The sequence below is a fragment of the Stenotrophomonas sp. YJH_SMC_79 genome, assembly GCF_059367995.1.
The window spans coordinates 754,828-773,427 of sequence record NZ_JCAFRK010000003.1; the positions used below are offsets into that span (position 1 = coordinate 754,828).

Genomic DNA, 18,600 nt, shown 5'->3' on the forward strand with positions numbered 1-18,600 from the left:
TTGGTCGGCACACCCTCACAACGGCGAATACTCTGCCGGTACCCACGCATAGGCCTTGCCCTCGCCACGCACATGGCCCAGGCCGGGGAACGGCAGATGCGCACCGGCCACCCACCAGCCGTTGGCGGTGGCCTGCTGCAGCAGCCCGCGACGGCTGGCGATGGCCGCCCTGCGGTCCGAATCCGCCTCGAACGCCGCTTCCGGATGCGCGAACTGCACCGCATGGAAATGCAGCACATCACCCCACACCAGCAGTGACTGGCCCTGGCTGTCGAACCGGTAGGAGACATGGCCGGGGGTGTGGCCATGGGTGTCCATCGCCACCGCGCCACCGGGCAGGGCATCGCCGGGGTTGAAGGTGCGCAGGTGGCCGCTGGCCTGGTACGGCGCCACCGCGTTGCGTGCCAGCGGGAAGGCGAAGCGCACGCCCTTCGGCGCGGTGGCTTCGCTGGCCGGGTTGAGCCAGTAATCGGCATCGGCCTTGGACAGCCACACCGTGGCATTCGGATAGGCCGGTTTGCCCTGCGCGTCGAGTACGCCGCACAGATGGTCCGGATGGGCGTGGGTCAGCAGCACCTCGTCCACCTCGGCCGGATCCACGCCGGAGGCGCGCAGATTGCCCAGCACCTGGCCCAGGCCGGGGCCGAAGCACTGCGCGGTACCGGTATCGACCAGGGTCAGATGGTTGCCCTGGCGCACCAGGAAGGCGTTGATCGCGGTCTGCAGGCCCTTCTTGTCTTCGGGCACGTAGCGGCCTTCCAGCAGGCGGCTGACCAGTGTCGGCGGCACGTCCACCACTTCCTGCCGGCCCAGCGCGACCACGCCGTCGAACAGGGCGGTGACCTGCAGTGCACCGATGCGCTGGTGATAGACACCAGGCACCTGCTGGGTGGGGGCGGGCGAAGTGGCCTCGGCCAGCGCGGCCAGTGGCAGGGACGACAGGGCCAGCAGCAGGGCGCCGCGCAGCGGCAGGTAACGCAGGGTCATGGTGGTTCTCGGTGGACGACGGGCGGTTCCGTTGCCGCATAGCGTGCCGTGGCCGATGTGCGCGCGGCGCTCAAACCACTACGCCGAATGCTCAGGGAAGGGGTGTTGTCTGCAGGGCTGCGCCCTGCACCCGCAGAAGCGAGTGCAAGAGCCGGAGCAACAGCAACAGCAACAGCGGGCTGTCCGTGGGATGGCGGGGTGGGTCCGGTTGCGGGAGACGCCGTAAACCCCCCTCCGGGGTCCGGCCCAGCCGCGGGCGGCTGTGCGTTCGGGCGCTTGCGAAGCAGTGCTTCGCAAGCAAAGCGCCCTCACCCATGGGGGCTTGGCCGCGGCTTGCTCGTGTGCGCTGTCCTGCGCACACGGCAAGACCGGGGTTGGGCGTCCTGCCCAACCCGCCCGAGGCATGCCTCGGGCCCATGCCGCGGACACTCCCGCAACCGGACCCACCCCGCCTTCGACAGTTGGCCGCGATCTGTTGGAAATGCTCTTGGGGTCAGATCCGCTTTCCGTAGGAAAACGGATCTGACCCCAGAAATTCATTCGATCTCTGACAGATGTGTCGACCAAGGTCGACACCTACCAACAGCCGCGAAGATCTGTCAGAGGTGGGGCGGTGTGGGTGGGCAGGACCGTTGGCGCCATGGATGGCGCCATCGAGCCCCCAGGGAAGGGTTTACGGCGTGTCCTGCCCACCCACACCGCCCCGCCATCCCACGGATAGCCCGCTGTTGCTGTTGCTGTTGCTTCGGCTGTTGCCGTTGCCGTTGCCTCTGCGGGTGCAGGGCGCAGCCCTGCCGAACACCCTCAGATGTCTGTGGGAGCCAGTCCGTACTGCTCGGCGAAGCGCTTGCTGAAACTCGCCGCAGACCGGTAGCCTGCGCGCGCTGCCACGGTCTTCAGCGGCAGGTCGGTGGTGTAGAGCAGCTGCATGCCATGCGCCAGCCGCGCCTCGGTGAGCAGCTGGCGCAGGCTGGTGTCCTCGGCAGCGAGACGACGGCGCAGGGTTGCTCCGCTCAGTGCGAACTGCTCTTCCACATCGCGTGATTGCCAATCGCGGGCCGGTTCGGCGGCGATGCGGTCGCGGATCTGTTCACCCAGGCTCGGCGCCTGCGGCAGCAGAAGATTGCCGTGGCCCTGCCGGCACAGGGTCAGCACCAGCGAGGCCAGGGCCAATCGTGCTTCGCTGTAACGGCCGTCCTGCAGCGATTGCCGCCACTGGCGCAGCACTGTGCCATGGTCGATCAACGGCAGTCGCGCCATCGCCTGGCCCGGGGCGGGAAGCTCCTCGCTCCACAGCGTGCGTGCGGCTGCCAGCACTTCGGCACACAGCGGCACGATGGCGCTCAGGTAACGGCCGCTGCGTGGGTCGGGGCTGTTGACCACATCGATGCGGCAACGCTGGGTCAGCAGCAGGATATCGCCGGGAACGAACTCCAGAGACTGGTGTGCGGTACGCACCTGCTTGCGGCCTTCCAGCAGGATCGCGAACTGCGGTTGCGGAATCTCCACCGAGCTGGCGCCATGCTCGCGACGGGCGGTGATGCACGCATAACCTTCGGCGCGTGCGCAGCCGGCCAGGCTGGCCATCTCGGCCAGCAGTGCGGTGGCCGGGGGCAGCATGGCGGTCATGTCACGTGTGCGCCGAGCAGGCGACCGACACCGGCGGCGGCGGCCATCGCCAACGCGCCCCAGAACATCACCCGGATCGCGCCGCGTACCGGCGGTGCGCCGCCGGCCTGGGCCGCCATCGCGCCGGTCAGGCACAGGCCGAGCAGGGTGCTGGCGGTGGTCATCATCGCGACCTTGTCGACCGGTGCGAGCAGCGCGGTCAGCACCGGCAGTGCCGCACCGCAGGTGAAGGCGCCGGCCGAGGCCAGCGCTGCCTGCAGAGGGCGGGCGCGCAGGGTATCGGTGATGCCCAGCTCGTCGCGGGCGTGGGCGCCCAGTGCGTCGTGGGCGGTGAGCTGTTCGGCCACCTGCCGTGCCAGCGCCGGCTCCAGGCCACGGTGGCGGTAGATCGCAGCCAGCTCTTCCAGCTCGCTGTGAGGATCTTCGTGCAGTTCGCGCTTTTCCATCGCCAGGTCGGCGTCTTCGGTGTCGGCCTGGGTCTGCACCGAGACATACTCGCCGGCAGCCATCGACATCGCGCCGGCCACGGTGCCCGCCACGCCGGTGGCCAGGATGGTCGCAGCCGAGGCGCCGCTGGCAGCCACGCCGACCACCAGGCCTGCCACCGAGACGATGCCGTCGTTGGCGCCCAGCACGGCGGCGCGCAGCCAGCCGACGCGCTCGGAGCGGTGCAGTTCGGGGTGTCGTGAATGGCGGCTCATGACCTTGAGTGTACGAGGGTCAAGAGGGCGTCGGTAGGATGCTGAAACCCGTCACCGTCGCATGACGCAACGGGGTGCCACGCTATAGTGCGCCCTTGCGATGGAAGGCCCCGGGCCCCACATCCCCTGCCACTGTCCAGCGAGCCTTCCCCTTGTCGAGCCCCAGTCACGTCGCCGATACCCCCATTACCGACCGCTCGCAGCTGGTGGAGGTGATCGCCTCCGGCGAAAAGCCCCGCGCGCAGTGGCGCATTGGTACCGAGCACGAGAAGTTCGGATTCCGCCTGGATGACCTGCGGCCGCCGACCTTCGAGGGCGAGCGTGGCATCGAAGCGCTGCTCAACGGCCTGGTCCGCTTCGGCTGGGAGCCGGTGCAGGAGAACGGCAACACCATCGCCCTGCTGCGCGATGGGGCCTCGGTGACGCTGGAACCGGCCGGTCAGTTGGAACTGTCCGGAGCGGCGCTGGAGACCATCCACCAGACCTGCGTGGAGACTGGCACCCACCTCAATGAAGTGGCGCAGGTGGCCGGCGAACTGCAGCTGGGTTTCCTCGGCATGGGCTTCCAGCCGAAGTGGAAGCGCGATGAGATGCCGTGGATGCCGAAGGGCCGCTACAAGATCATGCGCTCGTACATGCCCAAGGTCGGCTCGCTCGGCCTGGACATGATGACCCGCACCTGCACGGTGCAGGTGAACCTGGACTACGCCACCGAAGCGGACATGGTGAAGAAGTTCCGCGTATCGCTGGCACTGCAGCCGATCGCCACCGCGCTGTTCGCCGATTCGCCGTTCACCGAAGGCAAGCCGAACGGCTACCTGAGCTACCGCTCGCACATCTGGACCGACACCGATGCTGACCGCACCGGCATGCTCGACTTCGTGTTCGAGGATGGCTTCGGTTACGAGCGCTATGTCGATTACCTGCTCGATGTGCCGATGTATTTCTCCTACCGCGATGGCATCTACCACGATGCCAGCGGGCAGAGCTTCCGCGATTTCATGCAGGCCAGGCTGCCGGTGCTGCCGGGTGCGCTGCCGACGCTGCGCGACTGGTCGGACCACATGACCACCGCGTTCCCGGAAGTGCGTTTGAAGAAGTACCTGGAAATGCGCGGCGCCGACGGCGGCCCGTGGAGCCGCCTGTGTGCGCTGCCGGCGTTCTGGGTGGGCCTGCTGTACGACGACACCGCGCTGGATGCCGCCTGGGACCTGGTGCGTGATTTCACCCTGGCCGAGCGCCATGCACTGCGCGACGGCGTGCCGAAGCATGCGATGAATCTGCCGTTCCGCACTGGCAGCGTGCGCGACCTGGCCCGCGAGGCCGTGAAGATTTCCGTCGAAGGCCTCAAGCGCCGCGCGGCGCGCAATGCCGACGGCCAGGACGAGAGCAAGTTCCTGGACGTGCTGCAGGAGATCGTCGAGTCCGGCCTGACCCCGGCCGAGCGCAAGCTGGCGCTGTTCCATGGCCGCTGGCACGGCGACGTCGATCCGGTGTTCCGCGAGTTCGCGTACTGAGTGGATTGTTCTGGACGCCGGGCATGGCCCGGCGTTACCGATGAGGGCTGCGTGCCGGGTCATGCCCGGCGTTGATATCAGCCCGGCTTGCCGTCGCGCCGAGGGCTCAGGTAGATCCAGCCCAGCCGCGCCACCCATGGGGCCAGTGCCAGCAGCCAACCGATGGCGGCGGCGAAATGCCATGCATAGGCATCGGGCATCAGCTCGGCGAGGATGCGCATGATCGCCACCGCCTGCAGCGCGACGAACGCGAACCAGGCCACTGCCGGCATCACCAGCGGCCGCCCGGAATGGCCCTGGGTGACCCGGGTCACCATCGCCACCAGCAGGCTGCCGAACAGGCCCACGGCGAGGGCATGCAGCGGCGCGCGGCCGAGCAGCTGCGGATGGCCGAGCAGATGACCGATGTCCTGCAGCAGATACAGCGCGAAGCTGATCGGCAGCCACGCCAGCGCCAGGAACAGGGTGGCAAGCAGGCCAGGCATCGGCCCGCGCGGCCACCAGTGCCATAGCGCCTGCAACGAAAGCACCAGCAGCGGTGCATCGGCAAGCCACAGCGCGTTATCGATCTGCAACGCGCTCAACAGCAGGCGCAACATCAGCAGGGCCCACATCGCGGCCAGCCAGCGCAGCGGCCGCCACGCCACATAGCCGTCCACCACGTTGTTGGCGAAGAACGGGATCATCCGATGCGCGACGGTGAGGTAGACCGGCAGCAGCAGGCCGAAGGTGCCGAGTGCCACAGTGACCGGCATCAGTGTGGCGCGGCCGCGCACCACCGCCATGAACAGCAGCAGCCCCAGCCAGCCCAGCAGCAGTGCCGCATAGCAGGCGCGCGCATGCCAGTTACGGTTGGGGCCGGCGGCCTGGAGCACGCGTCCCAGCACGATCAACCCGGCGCTCCAGCCGGCCATTGCCAGAAGCAGGCCAGGCCACAGCCCGGCTGTCCACCCGCAGGCGGCGGCAATCAGCAGCGCCTGCCCGCCAAACAGCCCGATACCGACCGGCGCATAACGGCTGCGTGGCAGCTCGGGTTGCCCCATCCAGCGCGGGAACACAGTGAGCAGGAAGCCGAAGATGAAACTGGGCAGCACCAGATACTGCATCAGCAGCGCGTGCAGCCAGGCCGGTGGCAGCGGCGGTGGCTGCGGTGTCCACAACCCGCGCAATGCGCCCAGCCACAAGGCCCACCACAACATCGCCAGCAGCAGGTTGCTGGCACCGATGAAGAACAGCAGCCGGTGCGGCGCACGCATCAGCATCGAAGGGGAGGGCAGGCGGGCCATGCAGCGAGTCTGCGCCCCCGCGCTGGCCGCTTCCTTGACCTTCGTCATGCCCAGCGCACGACCAAAAAGAAACCCCGGCAGTGCCGGGGTTCTTCGTTCACCGTCGCCGATCGATCAGGCGGCGTTCTTCATCGTCGCCATGTCGATCACGAAGCGGTAGCGCACATCGTTCTTCGCCATGCGTTCCCAGGCTTCGTTGACGTTCTTGATGTCGATCATCTCGACGTCGCTGACGATGCCGTGCTCGGCACAGAAGTCCATCATTTCCTGGGTTTCGGCCATGCCGCCGATCGCCGAGCCGGTCAGGTGCTTGCGGCCGAAGATCACGCTGCCGCCGGTCAACGGCGGGTCCAGCTCGGTCAGCACGCCAACCAGGCACATGGTGGCCTCGCGCTTGAGCAGGCCCATGTACGGGTTGGTGTCATGGCCGACCGGGATGGTGTTGAGCAGGAAGTCGAAGCTGCCGGCGTGCGCCTTCATCTGCGCGGCATCGCGCGAGACCAGCACGTCATCGGCGCCCAGGCGCTTGGCGTCGGCACCCTTTTCCGGCGTGGTGGTGATCATCACCACGTGCGCGCCGAGCGCCTTGGCGAACTTCACGCCCATGTGGCCGAGGCCACCCAGGCCGATCACGCCGACCTTCTGGCCCGGGCCGACCTTCCAGTGGCGCAGCGGCGACCAGGTGGTGATGCCGGCGCACAGCAGCGGCGCGGCGGCCTTCAGGTCGAGGGTCTCGGATACCTTCACCACGAAGCGCTGTTCGACCACCACGTGGTCGGAATAGCCGCCGTAGGTCGGCGCGCCGCTTCCGCGTTCACGGCCGTTGTAGGTCCAGGTCGCGCCTTCGGCGCAGTACTGCTCCAGGTCGTGCTCGCAGGCGTCGCAGTGGCGGCACGAGTCGACCATGCAGCCCACGCCGGCGTGGTCGCCGACCTTGAAGCGGGTGACGTTGCTGCCGACCTCGGTCACGCGGCCGATGATCTCGTGGCCCGGCACCATCGGATAGATCGAGCCACCCCAGTCGTCGCGGGCCTGGTGCAGGTCGGAGTGGCAGATGCCGCTGTAGAGGATCTCGATGCGCACATCGTCCGGGCCGACCGCGCGGCGTTCGAACTCGTACGGGATCAGCGGGTCGGTATGTGAATGGGCGGCGTAACCACGGGCGAGGGACATGGGGAATCCTTGGCAGGGTTTGTCGAAAGGCGCTTTACAATACGCCCCGTACCCAGCGGCAAAAAGCGCGGATATCGGCATGATTCATCAAGTGGAACTGCACAATCATGGCCACTGACAATCTTACCCACCTGGCCGCGTTCGCTGCGGTCGCCCGTCACCGCAGCTTCCGCCGTGCCGGCGCCGAGCTGGCGCTGTCGACCTCGGCGGTGAGCTATGCGATCCGCGCGCTGGAAGAACGGTTGGGCGTGGGCCTGTTCCATCGCACCACCCGCAGCGTGGCCCTGACCGAGGCCGGGCAGCGCCTGCTGGAACGCCTGCAGCCGGCCTTGGGACAGGTGCATGACGCGCTGGAGGAGATGAACCATTTCCGCGCCGCGCCGGCCGGCCTGCTGCGCATCAACGCTACCCGCGCGGCGGTGGCGACCCAGCTGGGGCCGCGGTTGGCGCGCTTCCTGCACGCCCATCCGGACGTGCGGGTGGAGCTGACCGAGAACGATGGCCTGGTCGACATCGTCGCCGAGGGTTACGACGCCGGCGTGCGCCTGCATGAGTTCGTGCCCGAGGACATGGTGGCGGTGCCGATGGGGCCGCCGTTGCGCGGGCTGATTGTCGGCGCGCCGGACTACCTGCGCCGGCACCCGGCACCGCAGCATCCGCGTGACCTGGCTGCACACGAGTGCATCCGTTTCCGCTTCGCCAGTGGCCATCTGTACAAGTGGCAGTTCGAGCGCGCTGGGCAGGCGCTGGAAATCGACGTGCCGGGGCGGCTGACGCTGGGCGAGCAGGGCACCGTGGTCGGCGCGGTGCTCGATGGCATCGGCCTGGCCTATGTGCTGGAAGACACCGCACGGCCCTACATCGAATCGGGGCAGATGGTGGCGGTGCTGGAAGACTGGAGCGAACCGTTCGCCGGGTTTGCACTGTACTACCCGAAGCAGCGGCAGATGCCGGGCGCGCTGCGCGCGTTCGTGGATATGCTGCGCGAGTGAGTTGCTGCAGGAGTGCCGACCAACGGTCGGCACCCACCGGGATGGCGTCCACCAGGACCAGACCAGTAGATCCACGCCATGCGTGGATGCCTCTCCAGGAATCTCCGCGCAATACGTGGGGGGCGATAAATACTCGGACTTCTACGACAGTTCAGAGGCCGCGGAGAGGTTGTCCACCATCTTCCGATACATTGCCGTGAGCTGGACGGTCTGGCGGCGGCTTACTTCTGTCTGAAGTCCTGTCAGAAGATAGTCCTTCCAGCGTGCGTCCAGCATCGTTGAGAAATGGCGGAACAGCCGCCATTCGTCATCTACGTTTGGTACCCCGCACTTCGACAGGTGGTTCACCACCGCGCTCAGATCGTCGTTGGGATGGCACCTGTCCGGTCTTCCAATTCCAGGATGTGCTGAGTTGCGATTGCAGAGAGCATGAAAGTAGATGTAGGTAAAATGGCGCACGGGCTCGCGGATATCCCAGCTCCACAGCTCGCCTTCAAAACAGTTCGCACGGATGTAGTCCATCACGGACATGCGCTGCTGATGTAGATTCTGGATTTCTGCGACGTGATCACAGGTATGTCGTTCGCTTGCGAAGCCTCTGAGAATGCACCAGTGGAGAAAGAAGGCGGTAGCCTGATCCCAATATTCCCACCTGTCTGAATTGGCATTCTGCTCTGGACGATCATTTCCAGCCGCAGCGTAACCTGGCAAGGAGTAGCGGTGCATCTGTGCAAGCTTGATCTGCCAGCGCCGAGGCGTGCTGGGGAGGGCAAGCACGCAGTCTGGACGAGTTGTGAGCATCGCGGCCGTTCTCTTGGGCATATCCTCGACAATGAGTTGAGGAGCCGCCTCAACCAAATCCTCAGCGAGGGAGGTCGGAGACAACTGCAAAGGCAGGTTGTCTACTGTTGCCGGATCAAACCAGATCGAGTCTACCCAGCAGACGAAGTGGCGGCCCGATTTCCGGGGTGGATAGTATTCGGGTGCGAGAACCTCGTGACTCCAGCTGATTTCCAGGCCCGTGGGGCGGTGAGACATCTCGCCAACAGAGTTGGAGTACGCGAAGGAGGTTGGTTTTGGTGCCTTCGCTCCGATGCGTTCGGCAATGGAAAGGACCGGATCGCTATCGATTCGTTGTCCCAGGAGATTGCAGAGTTCGGAAAAAAGAAATCGCATGTGACCGCGCCAAAGAGATCGACCACGGATAATCCCTGCAGTCTTTCCAGCAGGCCATACAAGAAATTGCAAAGAGCCCTGCGAGGCCGCTTCGCCTGAATGCGTGGCACACAGCTGCGGCTTACTGGTTGACTACGGCGCCTGCAACACCGGCCCCAACAACGCCATGCACTCACCCAGATGCACGTCCACCGGCGCATCCTCGGCCACCACACCGATCACGCGTTCGCGCAGTGGCTCGGCCACGGCCATCGCCAGCAGCAGCCGCGCCAGGCGCACCGGGTCTCCCTCGCGCAGCAGCCCGCGCTGTTGCTGGCGCGCCAGCCAGTCAGCCAGCAGCGCACGGCCGCGTTCGATGCCGTTGTCCAGATAGGCCTGCAGCAGCGCCTGCTTGCCGGGGAAATCGGTGGCCAGCAGCCGGAACACCTGCACGGCCTGCGCCGACAGCGCCTGTGCACACACCGCCTGCAGGATGTCCTGCAGCAACGGCAACACCTCATCGGCGTCGTGCGCATCGCGCTGCAGCTGCGGCGCGAAGCCGTCGGTCCACTCGCGCACCGCCAACCCGACCAGTTCCCCGCGGTTGCTGGCGTGGCGGTACACGGTCTTCTTCGCCACCCCGGCGTGCGCCGCCACCGCTTCGATGGTGGTGGCCTCGTAACCCTGCGCCAGCAGCAGCTCCAGCGTGGCCTGCAGCACGGCGTGGCGCACTTCGGCTTCCGGTCGCGCAGGGCGGCCGCGGCGGCGGGTTGGTGGAGGTGGCTCGGGCAGGGTGGTGCTGTTCATTGCGCCCATCTTACCGCATCCGGACAATTGCGAAACGAATAGCGTTTCCGTATTGTCGGGTCTCCCGACACCGCAGGAGACCCCGATGGATACCGCTGTGAACGCCCGCGCCTGGCTGGACCACCACGATCTGCTCGACCCGGCACCGATGCGCCTGGAGACCGGTATCCAGCGCCGCGAAGACGGCACCCTGACGGTGGCGGTGCGCACCGATCTGCATGGCTGCAAGGGCCGCATGCTGGACTGGTGGTTCACCTTCTTCGAGACCACCCAGCACATCCGCTGGTGGCATCCGGTCGATCATGTCGAGCACCGCGGCTGGGACGCGGCCTGGCAGCGCGGACGCAGCTACCACGGTGCCAGCATCCATGCGGTGGAAGCGCTGGCCGACATTCCGCCGGTGGCGGCGCGTCTGAAGTTCCATGACCCGCGCACGTTGCTGGTGCCCGAGCGCCTGCAGGCGGCACAGGATGCAGGCGATGTATCGGCGGTGATCGCCGCGCGCATCGGCTTCGGCGACCATGTCCGCCTGGATGCAAACGCTGATCCCTGCGACGGGCAGATGCTGCACGTGGCGCGTGATACGCCGTTTGGCTGTGTGCTGCGCAGCCGCTTCGTGCTTGGCCTGGACAGCGTCGATCCACGCTGCGATGCCGGCGATGCGGTCGGCCTGGGCCTGCTCAAGCATTGCTACACGGAGTTCAGTTTCCTCTCGCGCCTGCTGCCGTCGCTGTACTACGGCGAGCGCGCCAACGGCGAAGCGGTGCCGTTGCCGTGGTGAACGTGGCGCCGGTCATTCGACCAGCGCGTCGTAGCCTTCAGCGCTGAACTGGATCAGGCAGAAGCCGTGGCCGAACGGATCGGCCAGCACGGCGATGTGCCCCCAGCGACGCTCGCGCACGGACTGCTCGAGCGTCGCCCCGGCCGCAACCGCTCGTACCAGCGCCGCTTCGATGTCATTCACCACCCAGTCCAGGTGCAGCGGCGTCCAATGGCGCTCGTAGTCGCGCACGTCGCCGTCTTCGGTGGCGGCGCTGCCGCCCTCGTTCTGCAGCAGGTACAGCGGCGCTGGCCCACCGAGCAGTTCCACCGCGCCCGGGCCGAGACGGCGGCCGATGCGCAGGCCGAAGGCTCGGATGTAGAAGTCTTCGGCAACGGCGAGATCGGGGACATCGAGGTTGACGATGAACGCTGCGGTGGGCGTATCCATGGTCAGATCCGGTGGATGCGGGTGGGCAGTGTACGCCCGCATCGGCGCACGGCGTGGCTCTACTGTGCGCTCGGGTAATCGAGGTAGCCCGCCTCGCCGCCACCGTAATAGGTGCTGCGGTCGGGCGTGGCCAGCGCGACGTCGCGCTGAAGGCGTTCGACCAGATCCGGGTTGGCGATGAACGGCTGGCCGAACGCGGCCAGGTCGATGGTGCCCGCGTCGACCAGCTGCAGGGCGCGTTCGCGGGTCATGCCACCGGCCAGGATCACGGTGCCACCGTAGGCCTGCTTGAACTGTTGCAGGAACGCCTCGCCCAGCACCGGCTGCCCCGCCTGCTGGTTGTCATTGAGGTGCACGTAGGCCAGCCCGCGCTTGCCCAGTTCCTCGGCAAGGTACAGATAGGTGGCTTCGTTGCCGGGATAGAACGGCATGTCAAAGGTGAGGTTGTTCGGTGCCAGGCGCACGCCGATGCGATGCGCACCGATGCGTTCGGCCATGGCATCGACCGTCTCCAGGATCAGCCGCGCGCGATTGGGCAGCGAGCCGCCGTAGCGATCATCGCGTTCGTTGATGAGCGGGTTGAGGAACTGCTCGAACAGGTAGCCGTTGGCCGCATGCAGCTCGATGCCGTCGAAGCCGGCGCTGATCGCGTTGTCGGCGCCCCGTGCGAAGTCGGCAATGATGCCGGGGATCTCGTCGGTGGCCAGTGCACGTGCCGGGGTGGGATCGGCGTGGCCGCGGCTGCCGTCTTCCAGATAGACGAACGAGGTGTTCTTCGGTGCGCTGGCCACCGGGCGCGTGCCGGCGCTGACCGGTTGCCCACCATCGGGCTGCAGTGAGGCATGCGACATGCGGCCGACGTGCCAGAGCTGGGCAAAGATCGTGCCCTGAGCGGCATGCACCGCCTCGGTGACCAGTGTCCACCCGGCCACCTGCTCGGCCGACCAGATACCCGGCACGTCGATGTAACCCTGGCCCTGCGGCGAGACCGGGGTGCCTTCGCTGATGATCAGGCCGGCGCTGGCACGCTGCCGGTAGTACTGGGCGGTCAGTTCGTTGGCCACGACGCCGGGGTTGCGGGCGCGGGTCATCGGGGCCATCGCGATGCGGTTGCGCAGGGCGGTTCCTGACAGGTCGAACGGGCGGAAGAGGGCGGCAGTCATATCGGTCATCTCGGTGCGGGGGAGGCGCCAGCGGCGCGATGGACACAGGATGGTGTTGACATGCGGATGCATAAAGCGCTTCGATTTCCCGTCGAGCGGGACTATTTGTCCCTAATGGAGCGTGAAAGATGTTGCCACTGGAATCCTTGAACGGCCTGGTGACCTTCGTTACCACGGCCCGCTCGGGCAGCTTTACCGAAGCCGCCGACGCACTGGGCATCTCGCGTTCGGCGGTGGGCAAGGCCATCGCGCGGCTGGAAACGCGGCTGGGTGTGCGCCTGTTCCACCGCACCACGCGGCGCATCGCGCTGACCAGCGACGGCGAGGCGTACTACGCCTCCTGCGCTGCGGCGCTGGAAGAGATTTCCGCGGCCGAGGCCTGCCTGGGGTCGGCCGGACTGCCCAGCGGGCGGCTGCGCATCGACATGCCGTCCTCGTTCGGGCGGCTGGTGGTGCTGCCGGTGCTGCTGCGGCTGTGCCGGCAGTACCCGGACCTGCAGTTGACGATGACCTTCACCGATCACTTCATCGATCCCGTTGAGGAAGGCATCGACCTGCTGATCCGCTTCGGTGGGCTGCACCAGGCCGAGCATCTGGTGGCACGCCGGCTGGGGCGCCAGCGGCTGGTCACCTGTGCATCGCCGGCGTACCTGCACGCACATGGCACCCCGCACACCGTTGAGGAACTGGCACAGCACCGCAGCATCGTCGGCTTCCGCCACGGCCAGCCGGTGGCGTGGCGGATCGGCAGCGATGATGCGGAAGGAACCTTCATTCCGAATGCGGCCTACCAGCTCAACGACGGTGACGCGGTGATCGACGCGGCCATCGCCGGGCTGGGCATCTGCCAGATGCCCATCTCACTGGTGCGCCGTCATCTGGAATCCGGCGCGCTGCAGTCGGTGCTGGACGCAGACATGCAGCGGCATATCGACATCCATGCGCTGTGGCCACCGACCCGCCACCTGCGGCCGAAGGTGCGCTATGTGGTGGATGAACTTGCGCGGCTGGCGGCTCAGGGCATGTTCGACTGATGCCCCGGGATTGAGCCCGGAAATCGGGTGTGTATACTATCCCCCAGTATAGTTCCGAGGTGGCTTCGCCATGCCGCACTCCCCCGAGGAGAAAAAGAAGGTCCTGGCCCGCGTGCGCCGCATCCGCGGCCAGTGCGATGCGCTGGACCGCGCGCTGGAAGCCGGTGCCGACTGCGGGCCGGTGCTGCAGCAGATCGCCGCCATCCGTGGTGCGGTCAACGGCCTGATGTCCGAGGTGATGGAAGCCCATCTGCGCGAGGAGTTCGGGCAACCCGCAGCCTCCGACGAACAACGCGCCGAACGCGTGCGAGACATGAGCGCGTTGATCCGCTCGTACCTGAAGTAAGCATCGGCGCCACTTCGCGCCGATCTCCCCGCCATCCCATTTCCGCCTGATCCTGGAGAATCCACCATGAAGTCCCGTGCCGCCGTCGCCTTTGGTCCCGGCCAGCCGCTGCAGATCGTCGAGATCGACGTCGCCCCGCCGAAGAAGGGCGAGGTGCTGGTGAAGATCACCCATACCGGTGTCTGCCACACCGATGCGTTCACCCTGTCCGGCGATGATCCGGAAGGCCTGTTCCCGGTGGTGCTCGGCCATGAAGGCGCCGGCATCGTAGTGGAAGTGGGCGAGGGCGTGACCAGCGTGAAGCCGGGCGACCACGTGATTCCGCTGTACACCGCCGAATGCGGCGAGTGCCTGTTCTGCAAGAGCGGCAAGACCAACCTGTGCGTGTCGGTGCGCGCCACCCAGGGCAAGGGCGTGATGCCCGATGGCACCAGCCGCTTCAGCTACAACGGCGAGCCGCTGTACCACTACATGGGCTGCTCGACCTTCAGCGAGTACACCGTGGTGGCCGAGGTCTCGCTGGCCAAGATCAATCCGGACGCGAACCCGGAGCACGTCTGCCTGCTCGGTTGCGGCGTCACCACCGGCATTGGCGCGGTACACAACACCGCCAAGGTGCAGGAAGGCGACAGCGTGGCCGTGTTCGGCCTGGGCGGCATCGGCCTGGCGGTGATCCAGGGCGCGCGCCAGGCCAAGGCCGGCCGCATCATCGCGGTGGACACCAACCCGTCCAAGTTCAAGCTGGCGCGCGAATTCGGTGCCACCGACTGCATCAACCCGAAGGACTACGACAAGCCGATCCAGCAGGTCATCGTCGAGATGACCACCTGGGGCGTGGACCACAGCTTCGAGTGCATCGGCAACGTCAACGTGATGCGCGCGGCGTTGGAATGCGCGCACCGTGGCTGGGGCCAGAGCGTGGTGATCGGCGTGGCCGGTTCGGGCCAGGAGATCTCCACCCGTCCGTTCCAGCTGGTGACCGGGCGCAAGTGGATGGGCACCGCCTTCGGTGGCGTGAAGGGCCGCAGCCAGCTGCCGGGCATGGTGGAAGACGCGATGAAGGGCGATATCGAACTGGCGCCGTTCGTCACCCACACCATGGACCTGGACAAGATCAACGAAGCCTTCGACCTGATGCATGAAGGCAAGTCGATCCGTTCGGTGGTCCACTACTGAGCCACGTCGTGGGCTGGCTGGATGCCCTGCGCCGGCCGCGTGCGGAAGACCCGCGCGCGGCCCTGGTGGCCCCGATCGAGCAGGCGTTGCGTGCGCTGGGCTGGGTAGTGGGCGAGGTGGGGCCACCGCGTGCGGTGACCTCGGCCTTCGGCAGCGACGATGGCATGCCATTCGAGCAGTGGCTTGCGCAGGTATTCCTGCCGCGCCTCTACGAGGCGCGCGCCGTCGGGCAGTGGCCGCCGCGCAGCGATGTGGCCGTGGCGGCCTGGCGCAATCTTGATGGCCAGCCTGGCGTCGAGTCGTTGCTGCGCCTGCTGGCGCAGCTGGATGAACGGATCAACAAGGGCATCCACGCCGCGCGTGGATAAGCCGACCAAGGTCGGCATCTACCAGAAGCACGCGTGCGTTGACGCGCCGCGCAGGAGAGCACCATGGAACGCATTGAACACCGCGCCTGTTTCGGCGGCTGGCAGGACGTCTACCGCCATCATTCCACCACGCTGGGCTGCGACATGCAGTTCGCCGTGTACCTGCCGCCGCAGGCGGAAACGCAGACGTTGCCGGTGCTGTACTGGCTGAGCGGCCTGACCTGCACCGAGCAGAATTTCATCACCAAGGCCGGCGCGCAGCGCTATGCGGCCGAGCACGGCGTGATCATCGTTGCGCCTGATACCAGCCCGCGCGGCGATGACGTGGCTGATGCCGAGGGCTATGACCTGGGCAAGGGGGCGGGGTTCTACCTCAATGCCACCCGTGCACCGTGGGCGAAGCACTACCGCATGCACGACTACGTGGCACAGGAGCTGCCGGCACTGATCGAGGCGCATTTCCCGGTCACCGATGCGCGTGGCATCAGCGGCCACTCGATGGGCGGCCATGGTGCGCTGGTGATCGCACTGCGCAACCCGGGGCGCTACCGCAGCGTGTCGGCGTTCTCACCGATCGTCGCGCCCAGCCATGTACCGTGGGGGCAGAAGGCGTTCCACGCGTATCTGGGGGACAACCCGGTCGACTGGGCGCAGTGGGATGCCTGCGCGCTGCTGACGACCGCCAGCGAGCGCCTGCCGCTGCTGGTCGACCAGGGTGATGCCGATGAATTCCTGCAGGCCCAGCTGCAACCCGAGCGCCTGCAGCAGGCCTGCGATGCCGCCAACCACCCGCTGACCCTGCGCCTGCAGCCCGGCTACGACCACAGCTACTACTTCATCGCCAGTTTCATCGGCGAGCACATCGCCCACCACGCTCGCGCCCTGCACGGCTGAAGGCTTTCCGGTAGTGCCGGCCGCTGGCCGGCAACCTGCAGCGCTGTGATTCCCTGGGATTGCCGGCCAGCGGCCGGCGCTACCATGGCGGTGCACGCGGAGTGTCGTCTTGCAGCAGTGGATCACGCCGCTGTGGCGCGGGCGGGGCTATCGTGCGCCCATACGGCCTTGCTGATCGGGGGATGCATGCCGGTAGTGCTGGCGCTGCTGTATGTGCTGTGCCACGGCCTGGTCCTGGCCATGTGGCCGGGGCCCGTCGGTGCGGGTTCGTTCGTGTTCCTGACCGGCGCCCCGCTGCTGGCCGCTGCCGCCTGCCTGTGGCGGGCCCGCCGCGATGGCGCCGCGCTTGGGTGGCGCGCCACCGCGCTGGCCCTGCTGCTGTGGGGCGGAGGCATGGCCTTCAACATGGTCGATGCGCTGGGTGCGGGCCGTGCCGATGTCACGCCGCAGGTCAGTCTGTTCCTGTATGTGCTTTACGGTGTGCCGCTGGTGTTCATCCTGGCCCGCGCACGCCGCGAACGGCTGAGCATCAGCCTGATCGACGCGGCCATGGCCGCGCTGCTGGGTGTGCTGTTCTTCGTGCACGCGCAATCGTTCGCCGCCCGCATCGATGTTGATGACCACGCGATGGCCAACATGCAGCGCATGTTCGACATCCAGAACCTGTGCATTGCGGCGTTCGCTGTGGTGCGCTGGCTGGTCGGCGACGTTCCGGAGCGGCGCAACTTCTTCCGTGCGCTGGCGATGTACGCCGTCGTGTACCTGCTGGTGGCGTACTACATCAACCACTACACCGAGGAGCAGTCGTTCGGTGCCTACAACGACCTGCTGATCGATCTGCCGTTCCTGCTGCTGGCACTGCTGGCGCTGAGCCGGGCGCCTGCGCCGAGCTTCGTGCTGCATCCACGGCTGGCACGCACGGTGCAGGCGGCCGGCCCGATGATCCTGCCGCTGCTGCTGCTGGTGGTCGGGACGCTGGTGGTCGACCACGCGCGACCATTGGCGGTCACCGGCTTCGTGGTGGCAACGCTGGGCTTCGGCGTGCGCAGCATCCTGCTGCAGGTGGACCTGATGGAACGGCAGGCATCGCTGGACCAGCTGGCACGGCAGGATGGCCTGACCGGCGTGGCCAACCGGCGCGAGTTCGATGCGCTGCTGCTGGCGGAATGGAACCGTGCGCGGCGCAGCGGCAGCGAGCTGGGCCTGCTGTTGCTGGACATAGACCATTTCAAGGTCTTCAACGACCGCCACGGACATCCGGCCGGGGACCGCTGCCTGCAGGCCGTGGCCACGGTCCTGAAGATCAGTGCCGGCCGCGCTGGTGACAGTGTCGCCCGCTATGGCGGCGAGGAATTCGCAGTGATCGTGCCTGGAAGCCCGCTGTCGGGTGTGCTGGCGCTGGCCGAGCGCCTGCGCGAGGCGGTGGCGGCGCTGCCACTGCCGGAAGGGTCGGTCAGTATCAGCATCGGCGTCGGCTACCTGCATCCGCCGGCGCTGGCCAGTGCCGATCAGTTGCTGGCGGATGCCGATGCCGGCCTGTATGCCGCCAAGCGGGCTGGTCGCAACCAGGTGATCCTGCATGCACACGTGCTCGACGACGAAGGCAGTTCGCACGGCAGGATGGATTGCTGAGCGCGCCAGGTGCCCGGTCCCTGTGCGTGATTGCACATGGGCGGTGTGGCCGGGTCATCGTTGCCGCAGCCAGCCGGTGGGATCGAGCAGCCTCAGCCCGACAGGTGACAATGATCGCTGTCGCAACGGCAGTTTCGCTGCCTGCACAGCGACAGCACAGCGTGCCAGCTGCTGCCGCAGTGGTGCCAGCGTGTCGTCTTCGCGGGGCCGTGCATGCCGCCACTGGGCGATGCGCAGCAGGCAGACCAGCAGGTCCAGTTCGCTGGCGGCAATGAAGGGAGAGCCGGCGGGCAGCAGGTCGATCGGTGCCGCGGGCGCGGCCAGCAGTGGCAGCAGGTTGATGAACGCGTCGCAGCCTTCAGGATCAAGGCCGAGGCCGCTCAGCTGTGCGAGTCCATCGGCCACGAGATCGGGGTCACGCAGCTGGCGTATCGCCATCAGCAGCGCCTGCTCGCCACGGCCGAACTGGCGGCCGAAGGCACGGTAGCTGACCCGGGTGGGAAACAAGGGGGAACGGGAGGCCATGGCAG

The 18,600-nt window shown here is 67.0% G+C and carries 19 protein-coding genes; 9 read left to right on the plus strand and 10 right to left on the minus strand.

Annotated elements, in window-relative coordinates; all coding sequences use genetic code 11:
* Window positions 1-15: 15 nt before the first annotated feature.
* The 3 genes from AC5P57_RS14510 to AC5P57_RS14520 all read right to left on the minus strand — a co-directional run bounded on the left by AC5P57_RS14510 (window position 16) and on the right by AC5P57_RS14520 (window position 3,317).
* Window positions 16-987, minus strand: coding sequence for an MBL fold metallo-hydrolase (locus tag AC5P57_RS14510; RefSeq protein ID WP_447386429.1), 972 nt, complete (start codon window positions 985-987; stop codon window positions 16-18).
* A gap of 804 nt (window positions 988-1,791) precedes the next feature.
* A complete protein-coding gene (locus tag AC5P57_RS14515) occupies window positions 1,792-2,616 on the minus strand; it encodes a helix-turn-helix transcriptional regulator (protein ID WP_099552032.1) in 825 nt (274 codons plus the stop codon).
* Window positions 2,613-3,317 (minus strand): VIT1/CCC1 transporter family protein, encoded by a 705-nt coding sequence (locus tag AC5P57_RS14520; RefSeq protein WP_032129894.1) that lies wholly within the window; start codon window positions 3,315-3,317, stop codon window positions 2,613-2,615. Before AC5P57_RS14520 ends, AC5P57_RS14515 begins: the two co-directional genes overlap by 4 nt.
* A gap of 152 nt (window positions 3,318-3,469) precedes the next feature.
* On the opposite strand from AC5P57_RS14520, the gene AC5P57_RS14525 reads away from it, so the two are divergent.
* Window positions 3,470-4,834, plus strand: coding sequence for a glutamate--cysteine ligase (locus AC5P57_RS14525; RefSeq protein ID WP_099552031.1), 1,365 nt, complete (start codon window positions 3,470-3,472; stop codon window positions 4,832-4,834).
* Window positions 4,835-4,911: 77 nt separating this feature from the next.
* On the opposite strand, the gene AC5P57_RS14530 is transcribed toward AC5P57_RS14525, so the two are convergent.
* Together AC5P57_RS14530 and AC5P57_RS14535 are read right to left on the minus strand one after the other, a co-directional pair.
* Window positions 4,912-6,168, minus strand: a complete 1,257-nt coding sequence (locus tag AC5P57_RS14530) for an NnrS family protein (RefSeq protein ID WP_262235354.1) — start codon at window positions 6,166-6,168, stop codon at window positions 4,912-4,914.
* Window positions 6,169-6,234: 66 nt separating this feature from the next.
* Window positions 6,235-7,293, minus strand: a complete 1,059-nt coding sequence (locus AC5P57_RS14535; protein WP_099552029.1) for an NAD(P)-dependent alcohol dehydrogenase — start codon at window positions 7,291-7,293, stop codon at window positions 6,235-6,237.
* Between the two features lie 107 nt (window positions 7,294-7,400).
* On the opposite strand from AC5P57_RS14535, the gene AC5P57_RS14540 reads away from it, so the two are divergent.
* Window positions 7,401-8,285 carry a LysR family transcriptional regulator gene (locus tag AC5P57_RS14540; RefSeq protein ID WP_262235353.1) on the plus strand — a complete coding sequence of 295 codons (885 nt, stop codon included), beginning with the start codon at window positions 7,401-7,403 and terminating at the stop codon, window positions 8,283-8,285.
* Window positions 8,286-8,426: 141 nt separating this feature from the next.
* Here AC5P57_RS14540 and AC5P57_RS14545 read toward each other — a convergent pair whose 3' ends face one another.
* Complete coding sequence (locus AC5P57_RS14545) at window positions 8,427-9,461, minus strand: DUF7832 domain-containing protein (RefSeq protein ID WP_262235352.1); 1,035 nt, start codon at window positions 9,459-9,461, stop codon at window positions 8,427-8,429.
* A gap of 132 nt (window positions 9,462-9,593) precedes the next feature.
* On the minus strand, window positions 9,594-10,256 hold the full coding sequence (locus AC5P57_RS14550; protein WP_262235351.1) for a TetR/AcrR family transcriptional regulator: 663 nt from the start codon (window positions 10,254-10,256) through the stop codon (window positions 9,594-9,596).
* A 76-nt stretch (window positions 10,257-10,332) separates the two neighbouring features.
* On the opposite strand from AC5P57_RS14550, the gene AC5P57_RS14555 reads away from it, so the two are divergent.
* Complete coding sequence (locus AC5P57_RS14555) at window positions 10,333-11,028, plus strand: DAPG hydrolase family protein (protein WP_099552026.1); 696 nt, start codon at window positions 10,333-10,335, stop codon at window positions 11,026-11,028.
* Between the two features lie 12 nt (window positions 11,029-11,040).
* Here AC5P57_RS14555 and AC5P57_RS14560 read toward each other — a convergent pair whose 3' ends face one another.
* The gene (locus tag AC5P57_RS14560) at window positions 11,041-11,457 is read right to left on the minus strand and encodes a VOC family protein (protein WP_262235350.1); all 417 of its coding nucleotides are present in this window, start codon (window positions 11,455-11,457) and stop codon (window positions 11,041-11,043) included.
* Between the two features lie 59 nt (window positions 11,458-11,516).
* Window positions 11,517-12,620, minus strand: a complete 1,104-nt coding sequence (locus tag AC5P57_RS14565; protein WP_262235349.1) for an alkene reductase — start codon at window positions 12,618-12,620, stop codon at window positions 11,517-11,519.
* A gap of 128 nt (window positions 12,621-12,748) precedes the next feature.
* Between AC5P57_RS14565 and AC5P57_RS14570 the strand changes: the two genes are divergently transcribed.
* The 6 genes from AC5P57_RS14570 to AC5P57_RS14595 all read left to right on the plus strand — a co-directional run bounded on the left by AC5P57_RS14570 (window position 12,749) and on the right by AC5P57_RS14595 (window position 18,070).
* Window positions 12,749-13,654 (plus strand): LysR family transcriptional regulator, encoded by a 906-nt coding sequence (locus tag AC5P57_RS14570; RefSeq protein ID WP_142806729.1) that lies wholly within the window; start codon window positions 12,749-12,751, stop codon window positions 13,652-13,654.
* Window positions 13,655-13,724: 70 nt separating this feature from the next.
* Window positions 13,725-14,000 (plus strand): formaldehyde-responsive transcriptional repressor FrmR, encoded by a 276-nt coding sequence (frmR, locus tag AC5P57_RS14575; protein ID WP_005411009.1) that lies wholly within the window; start codon window positions 13,725-13,727, stop codon window positions 13,998-14,000.
* Between the two features lie 66 nt (window positions 14,001-14,066).
* A complete protein-coding gene (locus AC5P57_RS14580) occupies window positions 14,067-15,176 on the plus strand; it encodes an S-(hydroxymethyl)glutathione dehydrogenase/class III alcohol dehydrogenase (protein WP_262235348.1) in 1,110 nt (369 codons plus the stop codon).
* 8 nt (window positions 15,177-15,184) lie between these two features.
* Entirely contained in the window at window positions 15,185-15,544 is a 360-nt protein-coding gene (locus tag AC5P57_RS14585; protein WP_262235347.1) for a YqcC family protein, read from the plus strand.
* Window positions 15,545-15,607: 63 nt separating this feature from the next.
* Window positions 15,608-16,438, plus strand: coding sequence for an S-formylglutathione hydrolase (fghA, locus tag AC5P57_RS14590; RefSeq protein WP_099552022.1), 831 nt, complete (start codon window positions 15,608-15,610; stop codon window positions 16,436-16,438).
* Between the two features lie 186 nt (window positions 16,439-16,624).
* Complete coding sequence (locus AC5P57_RS14595; RefSeq protein ID WP_099552021.1) at window positions 16,625-18,070, plus strand: GGDEF domain-containing protein; 1,446 nt, start codon at window positions 16,625-16,627, stop codon at window positions 18,068-18,070.
* 54 nt (window positions 18,071-18,124) lie between these two features.
* Here the strand turns inward: AC5P57_RS14595 and AC5P57_RS14600 are convergent, their stop codons facing one another.
* Window positions 18,125-18,595 (minus strand): hypothetical protein, encoded by a 471-nt coding sequence (locus AC5P57_RS14600; RefSeq protein ID WP_262235346.1) that lies wholly within the window; start codon window positions 18,593-18,595, stop codon window positions 18,125-18,127.
* Between the last annotated feature and the right edge of the window lie 5 nt (window positions 18,596-18,600).

Coding starts and splice junctions, on each gene's coding strand:
- AC5P57_RS14545 (WP_262235352.1), bottom strand. CDS start 9,461: ATGCGATTTCTTTTTTCCGAACTCTGCAATCTCCTGGGACAACGAATC.
- frmR (WP_005411009.1), top strand. CDS start 13,725: ATGCCGCACTCCCCCGAGGAGAAAAAGAAGGTCCTGGCCCGCGTGCGC.
- AC5P57_RS14555 (WP_099552026.1), top strand. CDS start 10,333: ATGGATACCGCTGTGAACGCCCGCGCCTGGCTGGACCACCACGATCTG.
- AC5P57_RS14550 (WP_262235351.1), bottom strand. CDS start 10,256: ATGGGCGCAATGAACAGCACCACCCTGCCCGAGCCACCTCCACCAACC.
- AC5P57_RS14520 (WP_032129894.1), bottom strand. CDS start 3,317: ATGAGCCGCCATTCACGACACCCCGAACTGCACCGCTCCGAGCGCGTC.
- AC5P57_RS14535 (WP_099552029.1), bottom strand. CDS start 7,293: ATGTCCCTCGCCCGTGGTTACGCCGCCCATTCACATACCGACCCGCTG.
- fghA (WP_099552022.1), top strand. CDS start 15,608: ATGGAACGCATTGAACACCGCGCCTGTTTCGGCGGCTGGCAGGACGTC.
- AC5P57_RS14540 (WP_262235353.1), top strand. CDS start 7,401: ATGGCCACTGACAATCTTACCCACCTGGCCGCGTTCGCTGCGGTCGCC.
- AC5P57_RS14515 (WP_099552032.1), bottom strand. CDS start 2,616: ATGACCGCCATGCTGCCCCCGGCCACCGCACTGCTGGCCGAGATGGCC.
- AC5P57_RS14560 (WP_262235350.1), bottom strand. CDS start 11,457: ATGGATACGCCCACCGCAGCGTTCATCGTCAACCTCGATGTCCCCGAT.
- AC5P57_RS14510 (WP_447386429.1), bottom strand. CDS start 987: ATGACCCTGCGTTACCTGCCGCTGCGCGGCGCCCTGCTGCTGGCCCTG.
- AC5P57_RS14570 (WP_142806729.1), top strand. CDS start 12,749: ATGTTGCCACTGGAATCCTTGAACGGCCTGGTGACCTTCGTTACCACG.
- AC5P57_RS14530 (WP_262235354.1), bottom strand. CDS start 6,168: ATGACGAAGGTCAAGGAAGCGGCCAGCGCGGGGGCGCAGACTCGCTGC.
- AC5P57_RS14580 (WP_262235348.1), top strand. CDS start 14,067: ATGAAGTCCCGTGCCGCCGTCGCCTTTGGTCCCGGCCAGCCGCTGCAG.
- AC5P57_RS14595 (WP_099552021.1), top strand. CDS start 16,625: ATGCCGGTAGTGCTGGCGCTGCTGTATGTGCTGTGCCACGGCCTGGTC.
- AC5P57_RS14565 (WP_262235349.1), bottom strand. CDS start 12,620: ATGACTGCCGCCCTCTTCCGCCCGTTCGACCTGTCAGGAACCGCCCTG.
- AC5P57_RS14600 (WP_262235346.1), bottom strand. CDS start 18,595: ATGGCCTCCCGTTCCCCCTTGTTTCCCACCCGGGTCAGCTACCGTGCC.